Origin of the sequence: Cupriavidus basilensis, assembly GCF_008801925.2 — a bacterium.
GTDB classification, from domain to species: domain Bacteria; phylum Pseudomonadota; class Gammaproteobacteria; order Burkholderiales; family Burkholderiaceae; genus Cupriavidus; species Cupriavidus basilensis.
On record NZ_CP062803.1, the window covers coordinates 23,847 to 43,366 of the forward strand.

Here is a 19,520-nt window from a genome sequence, read left to right on the forward strand (position 1 = left end):
TGCTCTAATGCGTGGGACATTATGAATTGGGTCGACGCCCATGCCAACCTGCCTTCCCGGGCAAGGTGGAGCGCGAAAGCGGATGTGGCTCCTGCAGGAGCAACCAAACGGGTAAAGCGTCGACCCTCCTTGCACGGAGGGTTTTTTGTTTTCTGACTCGGCGATTCCTCAAGACTTCATCCAGGCTTACCTGGAGACGCACTACCACGTGCACGGCAACACGCCGGCCACCTTGAAGGTGGGCGAGGTCAACCCCGTGCTGTCGGCCTTGCACGAGGTGGCCGGCGTGGCCTGCAGTGCCTACATCACGGCGTGCAATCCCTTCAGCGAGGAGCAGGAGCCGGCCCGCAACGCCGGGCTGCAGCAGGTCCTGGCGGAGACGCTGCGGCAACGCGGCCTGCGCCACATCGATGGCATTGGCCAGCATCCCTCCAATGCCTGGCCGGGCGAGGCAAGTTACCTGGTGCTCGGCCTGGGCCTGGACGAAGCCAGGGCATTGGGCACGCAGCTCGGCCAGAACGCCATCGTCTGGTCCGGCGCCGATGCCGTGCCGCGATTGATCCTGCTGCGATAAGTACGGACAGATTTGAATCCGAATGGAGAAACGGTGGGTCCGCCGCCCCGCACGGGGGAAGGGGCTGGGGGGATTTGTTCCAGCTTGCCGCCCCCTGACGTCTGGTCAAAAGCGGCTAAACAGGAGAGATCCATGACGATTCGCAGCGGCCTTTTTTCCTCGGAATCGGTTTCCGCAGGTCACCCGGACAAGCTCGCCGATCGAATTTCAGACCGTATTCTCGATGCCTTCCTGGCGTGCGATCACCACTCGCGCGTCGCTTGCGAGACGCTGCTGGCTGACCAGTGCGTGATTGTCGCCGGCGAGTTCAAGACGCGGCGCCGGGATGATTTCGATGCCGTGCGTGCCTCGGCCGAGACCCTGGTGCGCGAGGTGCTGCGCGAGTCCGGCTATCGCGATGCCGAAACGGGCATCGATCCGCAGCGCTGCGAAGTCCAGATCCGCTTCAATGGCCAGTCGCAGGACATTAACCAAGGTGTCGATCGCGCCGACGGCATTCTGGGCGCGGGGGACCAAGGGTTGATGTTCGGCTATGCCTCCGACGAAACGCCCGAGCTTATGCCGGCGCCGATCGTCTACGCCCATCGACTGGTACGGCGCCAGGCGGAACTGCGGCAGCAAGGCGTCTTGCCCTGGCTCCAGCCCGATGCAAAATCGCAGGTGAGCTTCCGCTACGTCGACGGCCGCCCTACGCAGATTGAGGCCGTGGTGCTCTCTACGCAGCATGACGCGGGCATCGAGCTGGAAGCGCTGCGCGCTGCCGTGCTGGAGCATGTGATCGAGCCAGTGATCCCGACGCACTTGCGTGCCAAGGAGCTACGCTGCCTGATCAACCCGACGGGGCGCTTTGTCACGGGGGGACCAAAGGGGGATGCCGGGCTGACCGGCCGCAAGATCATCGTCGATACCTATGGCGGTGCCGCGCCCCACGGCGGCGGCGCGTTCTCGGGCAAGGATCCCTCCAAGGTGGACCGCTCGGCGGCCTATATGGCTCGTTACCTGGCAAGGCAGGTGGTGACGCGCGGCTGGGCGCGGCGTGCTCTAGTGCAGATCGCCTACGCGATCGGCGAGGCCGAGCCGGTCAGCTTCCTGGTCGAGACGTACGGGACGGAGGCCGAGCCACGACACGACATCGCCGTCGAGCTTGCGCGGGAGTTCGACCTGCGGCCGCAGGGCATCATCGAAACCCTGGATCTACTGCGCCCTATCTACTATCCAACCGCAGCCTACGGCCATTTCGGTCGCGTGGATGTCGGCCTCCCTTGGGAGCAGTGAGGGGATGACCGGTGCGCTCGACAGAGCTGCGAAGCCTGCGGGCGCGTCTGCGCCATGCGTGTGAGAGACAGGGCAGCAATCGACGGCGAGGCGGATGTTTCCCAGAAAAACAGTCCAGGAGGATAACGAATGAGCCATGATGGTTTTCTGAGGTTAGCGCAGCAGCACCCCGCCCATGCCAAGCTGGGTGGCCTCGTGGGCTTGCTGGTGGGCGATGCGCTTGGCGTGCCATATGAGTTTCACGCGTCGCAGCAGTTGCCGGCGCGCAAGGCAATCGAGATGCAGCCGCCAACTGGATTTCCGCGAGCGCACAGCGGCGTGCCGATCGGGACCTGGTCGGACGACGGCGCGCAGGCCCTGTGCTTGCTAGCCAGCCTGGTCGAAGAGAGAAGGTTCTCGCTGGTCGATTTCGCCGACCGGCTGCTGCGCTGGCTGGACCGGGGCTATCTGGCCATCGATGGCAAGGTCTTCGATGTTGGCATTCAGACGGCAGATGCGCTGAACAATCTGCGTGACGGCGTGTCGCCGCGTGAGTCGGGCGGAGCCGAGGTCATGGACAACGGTAACGGCAGCCTGATGCGCTGTCTGCCCTTGGCCCTCCTGCATGCGGGGACCGACTCGGCACTCGTACGCGAGGCCCATCTGCACTCGCTACCCACGCACGCCCACCCACGCTCGCAGGTCGCGTGCGCCTTCTATTGCCTCGTTGCGACGGGCTATCTGCAAGGTCTTGCAGACCCGTGGGCATCGGCAGACGGTCGTCTCGAAGAGGTCTACAAGACGTGGCCAGATATGCGGGAAGGCAGCGAATATCTCCGCGAACTGGACGTCCTGCGAGGCTTCCCGAAGCATGACGCACCGCGCGGCACGGGCTATGTGCTCGACACGATCTGGTCGGCGCGGCGCGCGCTCGAAGAGTCGACGTTCGAGGACGTAGTCAGGACGGCTGTCCAGTTTGGAAACGACACCGACACGACAGCCTGCGTCGCCGGCGGGCTCGCCGGAATCCGCTTTGGGCTGGAAGGTATCCCTGTGCGATGGCTTAAGCAGCTGCGTGGATATGATATTGCGACGCCGTTGATTTCTGCGTTACTTGAATCCCTGAAAAAGGTGCCGGGAATGACTTACGGCTTCGCCTCCGGATTGGCATTCAGCTCGGCCATCTCGGCAGCCGATGAGCACGAGGAAGAGTGGGCCCAGTCAGGATGAGCCCATGACGCAATGTCCGCATTGCGATTCGTTGCGCGTAGTAGATCGACCAATGACGCCCTCAGCTACAGCGCTTTGCGTCCCGAACATCATGCCGTGCATGACGCTCGCATGCTCAGAATGGGGTGTTTGACCGATGTGGATGCACGGAAAAGTCGAGAGCAAGGCGCGCTTCCGTGATGCTACTGTTACGGCAATAGATGATTACTGACGAGGAGCTGCCAAGATGCTTGATCCAAGCGACGCCTTGCGCGATGAGGATGACATAGCGCATCCCGATCCGCGCAACACCTTCTTTGGACTTGTCGATAGCGCTGGTCAGGTCAGGCCACAGGAATTGAGTGACCATCTCGAGGCCATCCAACCGTACGTGCTGGAGAGTACCGTACCCGAATCAGTCAGGCTTCACTTTGAGACCGCCAAGAACCTCTACGCTTACGCGTGGTTCGTCTATCGCTTCCACGCGGTGGCCGAGCAACAGGTGTTGAGTTCGCTAGAATTTGCACTTCGGAGCCGCCTTGAATCAAAAGGTGACAGTCCAATAGCGCGAAGAAGTAAAAAGTTTGCAGGCCTGAGCGATTGGTTGAGAGAGGCTCAGAGGCTTGGTCTAATCACCAACAGTAGGCTGCGAATCGGCGATCAGTTGGCACGCGAACGGGCTCGAACGCGTTGTGAGTTTGATCAAATACAAAAAATGTCCAAACCGGGAGTCACCACCATAACGGTTGACCCCGCCACATTGCAGCCGACTGAGGAAGACTTGAGGTATGACTGGATTAGTGCATTTATCGATGGCCTACCAAAGATTCGCAACGAGTATGCGCATGGTTCCTCGATGCTACATCCAGCGGTACTACGCACTTTCGATATCGTATGCGACTTAATCAATCAGCTCTTCTCGTCGTCCGACGCCGTGTGCAATGCAAGGTTAGGCGATCCTGAGAATCAGCGAGGCGGTGTGTAGTGGTCCAGTTTGACTCCCAAACACGGCGAGTGGACCTTCAAATGACGAGCGGTAAGGGGAAGCCTTGCCGTTCTGACCACAGCCCACAGGCAAGGTGTTTCCCGAAGTCGTCGGCATCTGATGACCTTGACGCACGACGTACTACCAGCCTCGTGCGGCCTCACCTGAAAGCGAAGGCGTTTGCGCGCGCATCGTGCAGCGCGTGATGCTCGCCGCCATGCACAGTGACGTACTGCGCCCGGCGTTCGGCATCGATCTTCAAGAACACATTCTCATGCCTCCATCCGCGTGGCAACGGTCCACCGAGCAAGTGGGTGAGCAGCTCATAATCATAATTGGAGTCATAGCAGAACACAGGCTTGGGCTTGAGTGGCACCATCAACAGCCACGCCAGTAGCTCGCCGCGCAATTCAGTGAACGGCATTGATCGGCCTGGAAACTGGCCGAGTTGAGGCAGTACGACGTCGCGCACGAAGTCACTGCACAGTGGCCGCTCAAAGTCCGAGCACTCGCCGTAGAACTCGCGCCCATCCTCGCCCACTATCGCCACACTGATGAGCCGACTGTCCTTGAAGTCAGTGAACTCGGTGTCGATGAAGTAGCGCGTTTTCCACGGGCTGCGTGGGCCTCTGATCATCATTCTGTCAGCACTCCTTGCGGTGGCGATCAGCTCATCGCGGGTCATATTCCGTTCTCCATATACGCCGGCTCGATGCGCTTTGCGCCGCGCAGGTTGAGCGAGCCTGAGGGTGCGAAACCTCACCAGTCCGTCCTGATTGAAACTGTTAATTTGGCGTTAATTGTTAAATATCAAAGACTTACGAGAAGAATTGTACTTGGCATGCGGGCTGACATGTACTTCAATAGCTGCGGTGAACCGTTTCCATCTCGTACTAAGTACCATCTCCAGATGCGGCCCAATGAGTAGCCCATTCGCCATTTTTCTCCGTACCTTGCGTTTGCGTAGTGGCATGCGCCAGCATGAGCTAGCTAAATTGCTCGGATACGAGCAGGCCTACGTGTCCGCCATCGAACTGGGCACCAAGCCGCCGAGTGACGAGTTTTTGGGAAAGCTCGACAGAAGCCTGTCCCTCAATGACCGAGACAACCTGGATATGCGGCTTGCCGCAGAAAAGTCGAGGCGGAGATTTGTCCTGCCGGCGGATGTGCCAACCGAGACGTACCTGCTATGCCATGAGCTTTGGGAGAAGATTGACCGGCTATATCCGGCTCAAATCCGGGCCTTACGTGAATTGGTAAGGATTGATGAACTTCTTGCGGATGAGCCTACGTACGGTCCGGCACGCTTGCGCCGACGTAGGTCAAAGGAGGATGCCAAAATGTAAAAACGGGACAAACCTTGGCGGCTTGCCCCGTCGCTGACCTCGCGTGGAGGCCGGTACTTCTGGTTGGCGCTTGAAGTATCCCTCCTCGCGGTCGGCCGGTCAAGGCCGTTCATTCATCGATCACCGGTTAGCTTCGGTTTCGCTTTGGGGATAACAACCCAACGGTGGGAGTTCCCACGCCCAAAAAGCCGGAGTTCTGTTGGCGATGCCCTCGCATGGGTGCCGCCGGCCGGTGGTCGCCTCGAAAAAAGCGATTAGGGACCTATCATGGCAGACCACAGCTCGCCTACCCCGTATATCCCGGGGAGGCATCTCTTCCCCTCCCAACTTCCATATCACAGCACCCGAAACCCCGTGCGGCCCTCAGGGCGTGGGTTCAGGGGGAAGTTTGCCTCCCGAAAAATGCGCCGAATGGTGCGGTGCGAGAGCCTCCTCGAGATGAACTGCCTCTATCTAGCAGAGTTCGCTCGCACGATCGTCGCCTTCGACGAGCAGCCTGTGTCAATTTCGTATTTGATCAGGGGACGCCGGCGGCGCTATACGCCCGATTTTAGGTTCGTTTGGCAGGACGGGCGAGAATGGTTCGTCGAGGTGAAGCCCGCCGAAAAACTCAACACGTCTGAGAACAACGAGCGCTTTGCCGAAATCGCCAGTCACTTTGAAAGCGCTGGTGCTCGCTTTGTCGCGCTCACTGAAGAGCAGATCTGCCAGACCCATAGGTCGCAGTTGGTTCGCTACCTCCTGCGCATGCGTCCTAACGATTGGGAGCCGCGGGAATGGCCGGTCTTGAGTTGCCAGGATCATCACTCTGCCAGCTTCGCTGAAGCGGCACAAGTACTCGGGGACCCCAAAAAGGTGCTAGAGGCATTGGCACGTCGCGATCTAGTCTGCGACCTCCATCAGCCATTAACTGCTCAAACTGTTGTACGACCCTTTGCGGAGGCCGATGATGACGCGCTCTTTGTTTAAGCAAGGATCAATTCTCACGATTGATGACGTCTACCAACGTATTGTCGAAATCATCGGCGACCGTTTCCAACTGCGCGCCGCCAGTGACGGCGCACTGCATGAGTACTCGAGCCAGGAACTCCTGAGCTTGTATGAGCACGCCCGTCTCAAGATCACAGCTCTTCAGAACTTCCCGGCAGAGGGCGAGGGGCGCTCCAAACAAGACCCTATCGAACGGGGTCTGGCGGATTTTTCCGAAGCGATACGAATCAAGGCTATTCGCAAGTGGAAGTACCTCACGGCCATTTGCCCAGACGGGCGGCTTTGGCTCAGTCGCAAGATCCTGCGCGAATCGCTTCGCATGTGTGCTGAAGAGATTGAGCCAGGAAAGAGGCCGCCAGGGATGGCAAGCTTCTATGCCTGGCGCCGGCGATGGGTGTTTGGCCATTTTGACATTCGAGCCCTAATAGATAAATGGGAGCTTCGTGGCCAACGGCCACGCTCGGAGTACCCCGAAGCACTTTGCGAACTGATCATCGAGGGCATCGAGAGCGTCTATTTAAATGAGCAGCGGGAGACCAAGGTGGAGCTGCGCGATTGGATAAATGCACGAATTAAAAAAGCGAACCTGACAAGAGCCCCAGAAGACGAACTTCGCGAAGTATCGATGCGATTGATCAACAGATTTCTCGATCAACACGAAAGATACTACGTGCTGAAGCGTCGCTATGGTGAGCGGATTGCAACACAACAGCTCACAATGTTTGGTAAAGGGCCAGAATGCACGCGGCTATTGCAGCGCGTCGAGGTTGATAATACTCCATTGGACCTCCTTGTCATTGATGAAGCCACAAGGCTAGTTCTCGGCCGACCATGGATCACGGTCATGATTGACCGGTATTCGCGCATGGTAGTCGGCTTCTACGTGAGCTTTCGAAAGCCAAGCGTCGAATCGGTGCTTCGCTGCTTTCGCCACGCTATGCTTCCCAAGACGTACATGCGTGAAAAGTACCCTGAAATTAAGGGCACATGGCCGTGCTTTGGGCTGATAGAACAAATCGTATGCGACAACGGTCTTGAATTTCACGCGAAAGATCTAGAGGCAGCATGCGCGGATATCGGGACACATCTCCTCTACTGCCAGCCTCGAACACCACATTTAAAGGGAGTGATCGAGCGCTTTCTAAAAACGCTCAATTACAACTTCCTCCACCTCGTTCCAGGGACCACATACTCAACGTACGAAAAACGGCTTGGATACGACTCTGTAGCCAAAGCGGTCCTTACCCTAAGCGAACTTCAGCAGGCTCTCCACAAGTGGCTTGTGGAAGTATATGGCGCGACATATCACAGAGGCATCAACGCTGCACCTTTACAACGATGGAAGGAAGGTTTGGAACTCGATGCCCCTGAACTCGCGCCTGATCCACAGCGCCTCAAAGTATATCTAGGGCAAGTCGCCACGCGACAGTTGGATCGGAATGGCGTTCAATTGAACAATTTGCAGTATACGTCGGACGCGCTTCAACTTATTCGCGGGGATAAGAAGTCGCTAGAGGTTACGGTTAGGTATGACCCAGATGATCTGGGGACCTTGCATGTTTTGGATCTAGAGCGCAAGGAGTATGTCGCGGCAAGCTGCACAACGCCGGACTATGCAAAAGGGCTCACAGTTGAACAACATACCCTCATCAATAGAAGGGCGAAGAAGGATTATGCGGCATTGCCTCTACGCGACGCCATGCTCGCTGCGAAACTGGAGTTGCGGGAATTTACCGAGCGCCTGCTGCAGACTCGTAGGCCACCGGAGTCTCGCAATAAGAGTCACCACGCTGCAGCCAAGGAGGCGCTACGGCAACACGCTGAAGCATCGCCGGAAATCTTGGATGCGAATCCACAGACCTGTTCCCGAGAGGCAAATATTTCCGACGACATTGTGTCGTGGCTGGCCGAGCAAAGCTTGTCGAGTTACGACGTTGAATCCCGCAACGTTGCCGGCAGGGAAGGCTGAGGAGGCAATCATGATCGCAGAAGATGGTAACGACCTTCCAAAGCGTCCCCCCGTGATACCCCCGGGACAATTGGCTGGTGATATGTTCCATAGTGGTACCCGGTCACTTCGACCGGCAGATATAGCCGTGTTTGAGTTTAGGCGGAAGCTCATCCGGTACCCGGCATTCACTTCTGCCATACAAGCCATTGAAAGGTGTCACCTATATGGCCGTCATCTGATCGAAGAGCCGGATTGCCTTCTCATTACCGGTGTATCGGGTGCCGGAAAGTCAACGCTGCGAAAGACGTATGCGAGTCGATATCCACATGAGGAACTTGAGGATCGCACAGTCTTACGCGTATTGGAGTTAGAACTTCCGTCGGCGCCGACAATAAAGAATGTCGCCGAGAGAATACTAATGGCCTTGGGCGATCCCTATGCGGACAAAGGCTCCGCTGAAAGCAAGACGGCACGCATAATCACGCTGTTCAGGGAGTGTCGCGTTGAACTCGCAATGCTCGACGAGTTCCAGCAGTTCGTCGACAACTCGGGGGGCAAGATCGAGTACAAGGTCGCCGACTGGCTCAAGCAGTTGATCAATGCTACACGGGTCCCCTTCGTGCTACTCGGTTTGCCTCGTTGCAAACGGATCCTTGAGGTGAACGAACAGTTGCGCCGTCGGTTCCTTCCTCAAGCTAACCTGCCACCGTTCTCCATCAGTACAAAGCCGGAAGCGATCAAGTTCGCGGGGTTTCTCAATACGCTTCATTCGCAAACACCATTCAGCCGGCCATCCGCGTTCATCGAGCCCGCGGTGGTCCCTCTCATGTTCTATGCGACCAATGGACTCATTGACTATCTAATGAAGTTGACCAGCAATGCGCTATCTATCGCGCTGGAAGAGGGGCGTGACTGCATCGATCTCGATGTCCTAAGGCGAGCCTTCCAGGGTGCGATATGGCATCAGGCCGATCGGGAGCGCAATCCGTTTGATAGTGCTTTCGTACCCAGATCACTTAACAAAGATGGTGAACCGTTCAGTGGCTACTGCTGAGGAACAGCGTCCAGTGAAGCTCCTTGTCCGGCCCCGGCCGGACAAGGGTGAAAGCCTATTCGGCTACATCCACCGGGTGGGGGAGCTGAACGGTCTGACCTCGTTGCGCTGGATTTCATCGATGCTGAGTGAGGCGGGGTTGTCCATCCCTGACCATAAGGTTCAGTTACTCGCGGAATCGGTCGGAATTGACCCGGAGGACCTGTCCACTCTGACGTGTAGACCGATAGCGACTCAAATGGCAAACACCCTGCTGTTCATGGATGCATACGTACCGGTAGCACTCTTTCGGAAACAGCGATCTGCGATATGCGTGGAGTGCTTGCGAGGGCGAGATGCGACGCCAGCTGTCTGGGACCTTCGTTTGATTTGCGTCTGTGTAAGACACCGACGTTGGTTGATCGATACATGTCAGAGATGCGGCTGCGCCCTCAGCTGGCGTCGCGAAAATTTGCTCCGATGCCGATGCGGTAATGACCTTACGTGCAGCATTCAGAGTAATTTCGACCCGCCTGAAGCTGTATTGCTCTTTACGAAAGTACTGGAAGCTGAGCTCAGAAGCGAACTCCCGTTCGCGGAGGAGGCCGCTGCAAGATTTTCGTGCTTCACAACGGGGAGGTTGATTGCTGATTCCATCGCGGTATTTCAACAGGCGAGAAGCTACGTTCTGTGGTGGTGCGACCAAGAAAGAATGGAGGTGCCGCGATCTACCTCTAGTCATTGCATTGACATGGCAACAGTCCGGACCATGTCAAAGGTATTGATAGACTGGCCGGCGGCCCTCCATGCTGAGTTGCGTCGGTGTTTGAAAACCACCCGAGCGGAGAGTTACGAATTTGCTTTGATTGGCAAGAGCGAACCTATGTTGACGATCACTCCGCTACACCGGCTGCCCCGTCATCTCAGAGAGGTAATGGGGGATGGATGCGTGAAATCAGCTTATCTAGAGTTCTGCGAGCAACATAAGATCGCTGCCAATGATTATCGGAGGCGCAGCGGTCGCCCGAAACGCTGGACACAGTTCCCTACCTACAACGGCGGGTAAGCGTACGACTCTGTTTTACAACTAAAGCGAAGCAGAAATTGGAGAAAGTGTTGGCAAGGCCGGAGCGCTGGCGGAGGTGGCCAACGAAAAAGGAGTTGGCCTCGATCGTGGAGCGCTAGCTTAGCGTGAACCCAAACCAGCTATTCCATGGGCGCAAGCTGTACCAATTCGGCAGCCTCTCGGCGGTCAGTGCTGGCGAGGAAGTGCTGCCGGACCTCGGAGCTGGATGAACGAGCCCTAACCTATTGCGAAGCACTAGCGGTGGTACTGGTCGGAGGCAAAGATATGCGACTATTGATTCGGCCATTGCCGCTAGCCTATGAGTCGAGGCAAGGTTATGTCCTTCGCTTGAGCTCACTGAATGGGTTCGATCATCCTCGATGGTGTGTACCTCTCGCGAGTGCTGGCGATGAAAAAGCTGCACGAAATGCAACCCTGGACGCCCTCACGGGACACGACAGTGCTACGCTATCAACGTTGCGCGGACCAATATTTGGTCTCGGCTCTATGAGTACACGCGATAGTGGTAATGTGGGCTCGAGATATTGGAATACGCGCTGTCAGCGCTATTGCCCAATCTGCCTGGCCGGGCAACGATATCATCGCGCAATTTGGGGATTGACATTCGGCGTTGCTTGTCACGAACACTCCGTTTGGTTGCGCGATGACTGTCCAGTATGTGGGCAGAGCGTACGATGGACGGGCGCCTCACTCGGAAAATGCTCATGCGGGGCCCTACTTGAGACTGCAGCTGCGCTGCCCTGCACAGAGAATGCCCGCTCCTATGTGCGTATGTTAGCTTCCGCTTTGCATCCTGGCTCAACAACTGCGCAAGCAGTTTCACCGCAAGTGCCGGCTCTTACGATCGACCAGTTGCTTCGTCTCACCTGGTTCCTTGGTGCATATGCTACTCGGAAGAAAGCGAAGGCACAGAAGATTTCCGGCATCATGCACCTCGACTACGCTATCAACATGGTCGAGGCTACTGCCGCTATGCTGCTCAATTGGCCGAGTGGTTTTCACGCTCTGCTAGATGAGCTTGGGACGAAGAGTGACGTCGCAACTAGCGGGAACAAACTTTCAGCCTACTTTGGGCGGTTTTACCATACCTTGTACAGGAGCTTTCCAGAGCCGTCGTTTGCGTTCCTGCGTGAGGGATTCGAGCATTACATCGTAAATCACTGGTCTGGCCAACTGGCCAAGCGGAACCAGAGGTTCTCGGCGGAATCGCGGGAGTCGCACGAATGGATTTCTATCAAGGAGGCTGCTAGGGTCTTGCGCACGCGAACCACACGCGTGAAAGAGCTAGTTGAGAAGGGGCAGCTCGTTGGCCGGCTTTTCTCCACGGCAAAGGGCCGAAAAATGGGGTCCGTTCTCAGGGACAGTGTGAACGCGGCGGTTGCGCGCGAGGCGAGCTTGGTTACGCTGCTCGAAGCTAGGCAGATATTGGGGCTCTCAAAGAAGCGCCTGCACAAGCTCATAGCCGAGGGACGGCTTCGAGCGGTTAGGGGGCCAAAGGTAGATGGATGCCCGATATGGCAGTTTGAAAAGGGGACTCTCGCAGAAGCAACAAAAGTAATGACGGCGCCCGATAGTGCTCCATTGCGAAGACCGTGCTAGTGCAGCAAGATTCAGCATTCAACTCGTCGTCGATCAGCAGAAGCCCATGCCGGTCGCAGACCTTGCGCAGCGCTTCGACAAACGCTAGCGGCGGTGCCGATGAAGCCGGCATCGCTGTGATACCATTTCTTTGCGCCGTAGCTAAAAAAAACGGGATAATTTCGATAATACGTACGGACGGTGTGCCGTCAGGAAACACTCAATGCCCAACGCCCATCCCCCTTTTAGATTGGAGGCGTGAACAGAATACGTGACTTCCACGCGAAGATGTTGCGCTGGGTGCGTTTAGCGAGTCGCAAATACTTAATGAAATGGCTAGACTGAATTTTCTCGAGATTGAGCCCGCCAAGGGGAAATCCAAAGACTTGGATCAATTTGAAAAATTTACCAAGATTTTCTTGGAATCGGTGATCGGTGGAAGAATTACAAAAGGACCGACAAGAGGCGCGGACGGAGGGATTGACCTCCGTCTTGAAGTTCAGGAAGTTGGAGAAACCGTTCGCAAACTCATTAGCTGCAAGCACTTTGCGCACTCTAAAGAATCGGTTGGTATAGGTGACGAGCTCGACATCTTGGACCGATTGGCCAGTTTTGGATGTACGGTTTTTGTCGGTTTTTATTCGACTATCGCATCTGCTGGCTTAGAGCAAAAATTAGAAAGATTGAGAACAGAGAAAGGCATTAAATTTGAATTTTTTAATAATGAAGATATCGAGAGCCTGCTTTTGGGAAGTCTCCCTGGGTTTAGAGTAGCAAAACGCTTCTTTCCCGCCTCGATCCAGAACGTCTGGCCTCAGATCATCTCTCTAGAGACAAAGTATACTGCGGTGGATGCAGTCTCCAGCGACGACGAAAAATGGTTTGTTCCAGACGCATTCGAGAGCGCCGGACTGGTTGCCTATGCCAATACTCCGGAGCTAGCTGCTCTGCTCGCCAACGAGCGGGCCATGAGAGAAATCCACGCGCCCATGTTCCTAGGTGCATGGAAGGATGCGGTCAGATATTTTCCAAGTTATTTCGTTATACCTGCCGATGGCATAGACAGCGCAACTTCGGTTATCGAACTGCCACCTAACTGGGATGCCGCCTCACAGCTAGATAAACTGAGACCCAACCCGAGATGGTCGTTACTGGCCATCTGGAGCTTGATCGACCCGGACAGGGTAAGGTTGATTTTGAAGGAGCTCGGGCGTGATGCTTCACAGCGGCGCCTAGATTTGATGAGCTTCCAGTGGCTCGCTTTATCGACCGGAACAGAGCGGCGGGACATACTGACGCGGCTTTTTGCGTATCACTCAATCTAGCAGCGCAAACCGCGCCGACATATACCCTTCTTGGTTTGATGCATATCCGGATCGCGGCTCTTCTCGGCGTTCTGCCGCTACGAAGACCGCGGCGACGCCTGCGGCTCAACGCGTGAATCAGTGGCCGACGGGAGACGGCGGGAAATCGGCCTCGGTCGGCGGAGTGATCTGCCGCCACGCGCCCAGCACCTCCCGCACGCATTGTTGGCACAGATCTATGCTCACAGTATTGCCATCGTCGAAGACTGAGTCAAAACCTCCGACATAGTTGATCGACAGGCGTTCCTGCCACTCGCCTTCGTCGGGCGTGAGGCGGCGCTGACAGCGGTCGCACGTGCAAGCGGACAGCTTCTGGACGGTTTTGGGTTGATATTCACGCATAGTAAAAGACACACTCGTTTCAATAGGGGAAGCACTTGAGATCGATCTGTGCGCCTGTTGACGCCATGCCCGCCCTACAAGCGACGAGCACAATGGCGCCGACCCCGTACGCTGCCCCAATGTACTTACGGCGCCGGCTCGGATGCCCTGGTGGGCTGCCGGCTCGCTCAGGCCAAGGTTACGGAGGTTGTTTATCAGTCCGAGCAAGAGCGGCGCCTTCTTCAGCAGACGTGCGCAAATTGGCGCGGAGCACGGGCAGGCTACCTACTTTGAAATGATTGCCGACTCGATCGTATTGCACGAGACCATTCGAAATCCCTTGGGCAAAGCCTCCTTAATTACTTCGCTTCCCATATAGTGCAACGGACCAAGCGGTAGGCTCGGAAAGCGTGCGGCAAGCGCGCGGTCCGGGTAGCCGTCGATGAAAAGGATCCGTTCTCCCGGCGCAGCGGAGCACAGATGCGTCTCCGTAAAATCTAGGCTTCCCGCAATATAGATCAGAGCAAGATTACCTGTGTTACCGCGACTCAATTCCTCCAGAGACGTTGCTAGAAAATGTAAGGAGATTATGATTGCCGCGTGACAGATAACTAGACAGCAGGTCAACCAGGTCTTCCTCCCCATGGCGTCACTGGCGAGTGGCACTATCAGAAGATACTGCGATGCCGCAGCAAAAATCGTTACACCCAGCCCAAGCAAAGCTAGGGTTTTCATGAATACGCCAATATAAAAAGTCTGCGTCAGCGCATTGGATGTGACCGGGAAAATTCCACTTGCAAATTCTACAAATAGGAGTTTGCCGAATGCAAAACTCGCCACGGCGACCGCACTCCAGACTATCCTGCTGGTCATTCCATCACTAAATGACGAGACTATCCCCAGTTTTGCACCGTACGCGAATATTGAGAGCGCCATCCAGGAGGTATATATGACTTGCATCATGAAATAATTGAGAAAATCGCCATTCATTCCCTGGTGCGTCAGTTGAGTCAGAAAAAATACTGCAGAAAATGATGAGAGAGCAAGCAACATTAGCTGTATCCTTGCTGACCTTATCGAGTGAAATTCCTCGAATAGCGATTCAGTATTCGCCATATGGGACCGGATGAATCTGACTTCATGCTCTAACCCCGTGCTTAGTAGACGCCGTAGGCGTCTACACATTCTTGGATAGTATGTTTGTAGCGATAATAGAAAGAAAATTATCGCCAAGGGTGGCACGGGAATCATAACTGCTGGCATCACACACGTAATTGAAAGTCTTCGGAATTCTGCGTATTTCAAGAGGGCTCCCAGAAGGATATGGCAGGTTCATGTGCGGCCCGATTCCCTTGCAAAGCTGAGGTGGGCCGATATCTAGCCTAACGGCGAGGGTGAATCGATATTTGAGACCCCCTTCTGGGGGGTAACCAAGCACTCCTTGCCGCCATCGAGCGCTGCCGTCCGCATCTGCGCCGGCGCGCCGCCGAGCGGCTTTGGCTTGAGGCTCGGGCCTTCTTCGGCGAGGTCTCCATAGTCCGGATGCCGGCCATGAGCCCGTCCGGGCGCCCGATGACGTCACCGTCCAGCTCAAGGGGAGCGACGCGCAGTCTTGCCACGATCTAGCGTGGCGGTGCGGCCGCTGGCCAACCGCTTGGCAGCTTCGGCCAGGCGTTTCGCTAAATGCGCTACGTCCTCCTCTGGCCATTGGGCGTCTACCACGCGGAGCGCGCTCCGGACGTCATAGTTGACGCCTAGTGGAAGCGCCTTCGCCCCTCGCGTGACGACTGGGGCGTGGGGGAAGCGGACGCGCGACAGGCGTTGGCCTACATGATCCGGTCTGGATGCCGGCGCGCCAGGCACTCCAATCAGGTGCTCTTGGGCAGCCGAGCTGCCTCCGGGTGGTCCGCCGACCTTTTGGATTGACACCGCAGGCGGCGCTCTCTCCGTCGAGGTCTCGCTCGTACTCATCGACGCCTAAGGCGGAACGTTGCGGCCAGGTCGGCGTCGCGCGCGTCGCCGGCTCAGTGGGATGCGCTCGCGCTCGCAAAGGAGGCTGCCGCCCGGCGCATCGCCGAGCGCAAGAACGGGCGTCGCGACAAAGGGCGCCGAAATGAGCGAGTCAAGCAAGGTGGCCCCTGTGTGAAGAGCAAGGTCGAGCGCCCGGCTCGGTGGCGACGGCGGTCATTCGTCCAGCAGGCCGAAGACCAGGCCATCCGGTGACGGTGTCATAGACCTCGACCGCGAAATCGCCGTTTGGGTTGGACAAGCGTACGATAGGCGGCCAAATCCGATCGCCTCGGATCTCTCACGATGGCTCGTTAGTTTAGTCTGGCGGCGGGACAGTCTTTTGCCTCCTGAGCTCTGTCGAAAATTGTTCATGGCCGCGTCATAAAATTGTCAACATCTGGTCGGAGCATGGGCAGCATTTACCACTGCAGCCTGGGGTGGATATGCCAGACTCAAACAACGGCAGTGCACGAGACGCCGGCCCGATCGAGCTTTTGCAGGTAGCTCAGTACGTGCGAATGTCGACCGAGCATCAACGGTACTCGACAGAGAACCAGGCTGAAGCCATTTCGGACTACGCGACGTCGCACGGCATGCGAATCGTTCGCACATACCGCGACGACGGCAAGAGCGGGCTCAACCTTGGGGGCCGCGAGGGTCTGAGGAAACTTCTCTCGGATGTGCGGCAGGGTGCATGCGATTTCTCGGCGGTGCTCGTCTACGACGTTAGTCGTTGGGGACGCTTTCCGGATCCAGACGAGGCCGCTGTCTATGAGTACACGTGTCGGCAGCACGGCATCCGCGTGATCTACTGCGCGGAGCAATTCGACAACGACAACTCCATGGGCTCCACGATTCTGAAGAGTCTGAAGCGGAGCATGTCGGCAGAGTACTCGCGCGAGCTATCGGTAAAAGTCTTCGCTGGCCAGCGAACACTGGTGCTTAGGGGCTATCGCCAAGGTGGCACCGCTGGATTTGGTTTGCGCAGACAACTTGTCGACCAAGACCATAATGTCAAAGGCATACTCCGGCTCGGTGAGAAAAAGAGCATCCAGACGGATCGAGTCTTGCTAGTTCCCGGGCCAGCTGAGGAGGTGGCCGCCGTCCGACGGATCTACTCGCTCTTTCTCGAGGCCGAGCAGCCAGAGCGAGTGATTGCTTCGACGCTCAACCGCGAAGGCATCCCAACAGACCTCGGCAGGCAGTGGACGCGCGGTACTGTGCATCAGGTGTTGACGAATGAGAAGTACATCGGGAACAACGTCTACAACCGTACCTCGTTCAAGCTGAAGATAGAGCATCGTCGGAATCCAGCCGAAGAGTGGATTCGGAAGAATGGCGCCTTTGAGGCAATCGTGCCAACAGAATGGTTCTTGCGCGCCCAGGCAATTATCGCGCAGCGATCACGTCATGTGGACGACGGACAAATGCTGGAATTGCTCAGGCAAGTGCTATCTAAGAACGGCGCCCTCTCGGGAATGATCATTGATGAGCAGGAGGGCATTCCTTCAAGTAGTGCCTACAGAGCTCGATTCGGCAGCCTTCTGCGCGTGTACTGTCTGTTGGGGTATCACCCAAAGCGCGACTATGGCTACCTTGAGATCAACCGCGCGCTGCGACGCATGCATCCGGAACTGATGGCCGAGGTATCAGATGGCATCCGTTCGGTTGGCGGCTGGTCACGGCGCGACGCGGATACCGACCTCCTGACTGTCAATGGTGAGTTCACGGCCTCGTTGGTTATTGCTCGGTGTAAGCCCACCCCCGCGGGTAGCTACCGGTGGCGTATCAGGTTAGACACAAGTCTTGACCCCGACATCACTCTCGTCGTTCGGATGGGAGGTTCCAATGAGTACCCCTTGGACTACTACCTGCTTCCCTCTTTCGATTTCTCGCTCGATGCACTGCCGCTGGCGGAGAGTAACGGCTTTGCGCTGGACGTGTATCAGTTCGCCTCCCTCGATTCCTTTTACTCCCTCGCCGCTCGCTCGTCCTTGAAGGAGGCCGCTTGATGGACCGCTCCAACGAAATCGTGATGCTTCCGATCGAATCGATATCCGTCGCCAATCCTCGCGTTCGCAACCGCAGAGTTCACAAGGAGATCACAGAAAATATCCACCGCGTCGGGCTGAAGCGCCCGATCAGCGTAAGGCGCCTGAATGATGGCAAGTTCGCGCTCATCTGCGGGCAAGGTCGTCTGGAAGCCTATCAAATGCTTGGTCAGTCTGAGATCCCTGCCCTCATAGTCGAAACCGATGAGCAGACCGCGCACGTAATGAGCGTGGTGGAAAACGTCGCTCGCCGGAATCCGCGCGCAAGTGAGACGCTAGCACAAGTAGGCGCGCTTCGACAGCGCGGGTATAGCGATGCGGAGATAGGAAAGAAGATTGGCTGTACGGCGTCGTGGGTCGCCAACATAGCGAATTTGCTCGAGAAGGGAGAGAAGCGGCTTCTTGCCGCTGCCGAAGCTGGGCATATTCCTCTCTATCTCGCCGTCAATATCTCGCGCGTCAACGATGCGGAGGCGCAGCAACTGCTACTCGACGCCTACAACAAGGGCGAACTCAAGGGGAAGAAGGTTAGCGTCGTCCGGCGGATACTTGAGTTGCGCGCGCGCGTTGGCAAGGCTGTGAGTCCAAGCCGTTCCGGCACGACATCCCGGAAGCAGCTGAGTCCCGCCGAACTAACGAAGCTCTTCAACCGCGAGGCCGAAAGGCATCGGCTCTTCCAGAAGAAGGCAGAGCTCGCGCATCAATCGCTGACGGTTGCCTGCGAGATCTTCAAAGAGCTGTATGCCAATCACGAGTTCGTAGGACTCCTCCGGACAGAAGCTCTTGACAACGTGCCACAGCCACTTCTGGAAAGCGCGCGTAAGGGAGGTTTGTTGTGATGGAAAAGGAAAAGCGAAACAAGCCGATTGCTCTCGGCTTCGAGACCACGTGGATCGACATCCCAGTGTCGAATCTCCGCCCTACGAAGAATGTGCCAGTCTCGATCAAAGACACCGCGAAGTATCGTCAGATACGCTCATCGGTGAAGGCGATAGGCCTTGTTGAGCCGCTGGTAGTAATACCCTCCGTCGGCCAGGCTGGCTGCTTTTCCATCCTCGACGGACACCTTCGTGCAGAGGCGCTCAGAGAGCTTGGCATTGAGCGAGCACCATGTCTGATCTCGACCGACGACGAGGCATACACCTACAATAAATGCGTTAGTCGTCTCGCTTCGATTCAAGAGCACAAGATGGTCGTCTTGGCCTTTGAACGGGGCGCATCCGTCGAACTGCTTAGCGAGGCCCTTGGTATCTCCGTGCAAGCAATCCGTCAGCGGTTCAAGATGCTGGATGGCATCTGCGACGAAGCTATCAGCGTCCTCGCCGACAAGCCAGTACCCCACGGTGCGTTCAAGATCCTTCGTCAAATGCAGGCCTTTCGGCAGATCGACGTCGCCAACGCGATGGTCAATCTCAGTAATTTCTCGATTCGTTTCGCCGAAGCCATGCTCGAATCAACGCCAGTGGAACTGTTAAATGTGGGCGCCAGAAAGAAGGTGGAGGCCACTAGTTCGACTGAGGCAGTGCAGCGGCTCGAGCGCGAGCTTGCCGTTCTGCATGACGACACAAAGCTGCTGGAGGAGACCTATGGCCCGGACAATCTTAGGCTCGTTGTCATAAGGAGGTACATTGAGGGTCTGTTGAACAATGCCAAGGTCGTTCGGTGGCTTGCGCAGTATCGCCGCGACTATCTTCAGCAACTACAAATTCTCGCTGACTCCGATAGACCGTCCAGAGCGAAGTCGGTAGCCTAGGGTTTTCTACGCTC

General features: G+C 56.7%; 17 protein-coding genes, 1 pseudogene and 1 riboswitch. Of the genes and pseudogenes, 15 read left to right on the forward strand and 3 right to left on the reverse strand.

Annotation, left to right across the window (positions count from 1 at the left end):
* Positions 1-11: 11 nt before the first annotated feature.
* Positions 12-117, forward strand: a riboswitch (SAM-I-IV-variant riboswitch).
* A gap of 28 nt (positions 118-145) precedes the next feature.
* The 4 genes from F7R26_RS00065 to F7R26_RS00080 all read left to right on the forward strand — a co-directional run bounded on the left by F7R26_RS00065 (position 146) and on the right by F7R26_RS00080 (position 4,022).
* A complete protein-coding gene (locus tag F7R26_RS00065; protein WP_150985341.1) occupies positions 146-574 on the forward strand; it encodes a DUF3293 domain-containing protein in 429 nt (142 codons plus the stop codon).
* Positions 575-706: 132 nt separating this feature from the next.
* On the forward strand, positions 707-1,849 hold the full coding sequence (gene metK / locus F7R26_RS00070) for a methionine adenosyltransferase (protein ID WP_150985342.1): 1,143 nt from the start codon (positions 707-709) through the stop codon (positions 1,847-1,849).
* A gap of 129 nt (positions 1,850-1,978) precedes the next feature.
* Entirely contained in the window at positions 1,979-3,058 is a 1,080-nt protein-coding gene (locus tag F7R26_RS00075; RefSeq protein WP_150985343.1) for an ADP-ribosylglycohydrolase family protein, read from the forward strand.
* 226 nt (positions 3,059-3,284) lie between these two features.
* A complete protein-coding gene (locus F7R26_RS00080) occupies positions 3,285-4,022 on the forward strand; it encodes a hypothetical protein (RefSeq protein WP_150985344.1) in 738 nt (245 codons plus the stop codon).
* A gap of 160 nt (positions 4,023-4,182) precedes the next feature.
* On the opposite strand, the gene F7R26_RS00085 is transcribed toward F7R26_RS00080, so the two are convergent.
* A complete protein-coding gene (locus tag F7R26_RS00085; RefSeq protein ID WP_241754380.1) occupies positions 4,183-4,707 on the reverse strand; it encodes a 3'-5' exonuclease family protein in 525 nt (174 codons plus the stop codon).
* A gap of 235 nt (positions 4,708-4,942) precedes the next feature.
* Between F7R26_RS00085 and F7R26_RS00090 the strand changes: the two genes are divergently transcribed.
* The 8 genes and pseudogenes from F7R26_RS00090 (at position 4,943) to F7R26_RS00120 (ending at position 13,332) form a co-directional block, all read left to right on the forward strand.
* Entirely contained in the window at positions 4,943-5,368 is a 426-nt protein-coding gene (locus F7R26_RS00090; RefSeq protein ID WP_150985345.1) for a helix-turn-helix domain-containing protein, read from the forward strand.
* A gap of 438 nt (positions 5,369-5,806) precedes the next feature.
* Complete coding sequence (locus tag F7R26_RS00095) at positions 5,807-6,337, forward strand: TnsA endonuclease N-terminal domain-containing protein (protein WP_170301829.1); 531 nt, start codon at positions 5,807-5,809, stop codon at positions 6,335-6,337.
* Entirely contained in the window at positions 6,315-8,327 is a 2,013-nt protein-coding gene (locus tag F7R26_RS00100) for a Mu transposase C-terminal domain-containing protein (RefSeq protein ID WP_206702498.1), read from the forward strand. Before F7R26_RS00095 ends, F7R26_RS00100 begins: the two co-directional genes overlap by 23 nt.
* 82 nt (positions 8,328-8,409) lie before the next feature.
* Entirely contained in the window at positions 8,410-9,363 is a 954-nt protein-coding gene (locus F7R26_RS00105; RefSeq protein WP_241754479.1) for a TniB family NTP-binding protein, read from the forward strand.
* Complete coding sequence (locus tag F7R26_RS41675) at positions 9,335-10,408, forward strand: TniQ family protein (RefSeq protein ID WP_150985347.1); 1,074 nt, start codon at positions 9,335-9,337, stop codon at positions 10,406-10,408. Before F7R26_RS00105 ends, F7R26_RS41675 begins: the two co-directional genes overlap by 29 nt.
* A gap of 38 nt (positions 10,409-10,446) precedes the next feature.
* Positions 10,447-10,620, forward strand: a pseudogene (locus F7R26_RS40815) (IS3 family transposase); the annotation flags it as partial.
* A 73-nt stretch (positions 10,621-10,693) separates the two neighbouring features.
* Positions 10,694-12,028, forward strand: coding sequence for a TniQ family protein (locus tag F7R26_RS41680; RefSeq protein WP_170301831.1), 1,335 nt, complete (start codon positions 10,694-10,696; stop codon positions 12,026-12,028).
* Positions 12,029-12,339: 311 nt separating this feature from the next.
* Positions 12,340-13,332, forward strand: a complete 993-nt coding sequence (locus tag F7R26_RS00120) for a hypothetical protein (protein ID WP_150985349.1) — start codon at positions 12,340-12,342, stop codon at positions 13,330-13,332.
* A gap of 117 nt (positions 13,333-13,449) precedes the next feature.
* Here the strand turns inward: F7R26_RS00120 and F7R26_RS00125 are convergent, their stop codons facing one another.
* Positions 13,450-13,713, reverse strand: coding sequence for a hypothetical protein (locus tag F7R26_RS00125; RefSeq protein WP_150985350.1), 264 nt, complete (start codon positions 13,711-13,713; stop codon positions 13,450-13,452).
* Between the two features lie 264 nt (positions 13,714-13,977).
* The gene (locus F7R26_RS00130; RefSeq protein WP_150985351.1) at positions 13,978-14,745 is read right to left on the reverse strand and encodes a hypothetical protein; all 768 of its coding nucleotides are present in this window, start codon (positions 14,743-14,745) and stop codon (positions 13,978-13,980) included.
* A 1,400-nt stretch (positions 14,746-16,145) separates the two neighbouring features.
* Here F7R26_RS00130 and F7R26_RS00135 point away from each other — a divergent pair.
* The 3 genes from F7R26_RS00135 to F7R26_RS00145 are packed head-to-tail and all read left to right on the forward strand — an operon-like array spanning position 16,146 to position 19,506.
* Complete coding sequence (locus F7R26_RS00135) at positions 16,146-17,714, forward strand: recombinase family protein (protein ID WP_241754480.1); 1,569 nt, start codon at positions 16,146-16,148, stop codon at positions 17,712-17,714.
* Complete coding sequence (locus F7R26_RS00140) at positions 17,714-18,592, forward strand: plasmid partitioning protein RepB C-terminal domain-containing protein (protein ID WP_241754381.1); 879 nt, start codon at positions 17,714-17,716, stop codon at positions 18,590-18,592. Before F7R26_RS00135 ends, F7R26_RS00140 begins: the two co-directional genes overlap by 1 nt.
* Positions 18,592-19,506, forward strand: a complete 915-nt coding sequence (locus F7R26_RS00145) for a plasmid partitioning protein RepB C-terminal domain-containing protein (protein ID WP_150985352.1) — start codon at positions 18,592-18,594, stop codon at positions 19,504-19,506. The genes F7R26_RS00140 and F7R26_RS00145 overlap by 1 nt, the downstream gene beginning before the upstream one ends.
* Positions 19,507-19,520: the final 14 nt, after the last annotated feature.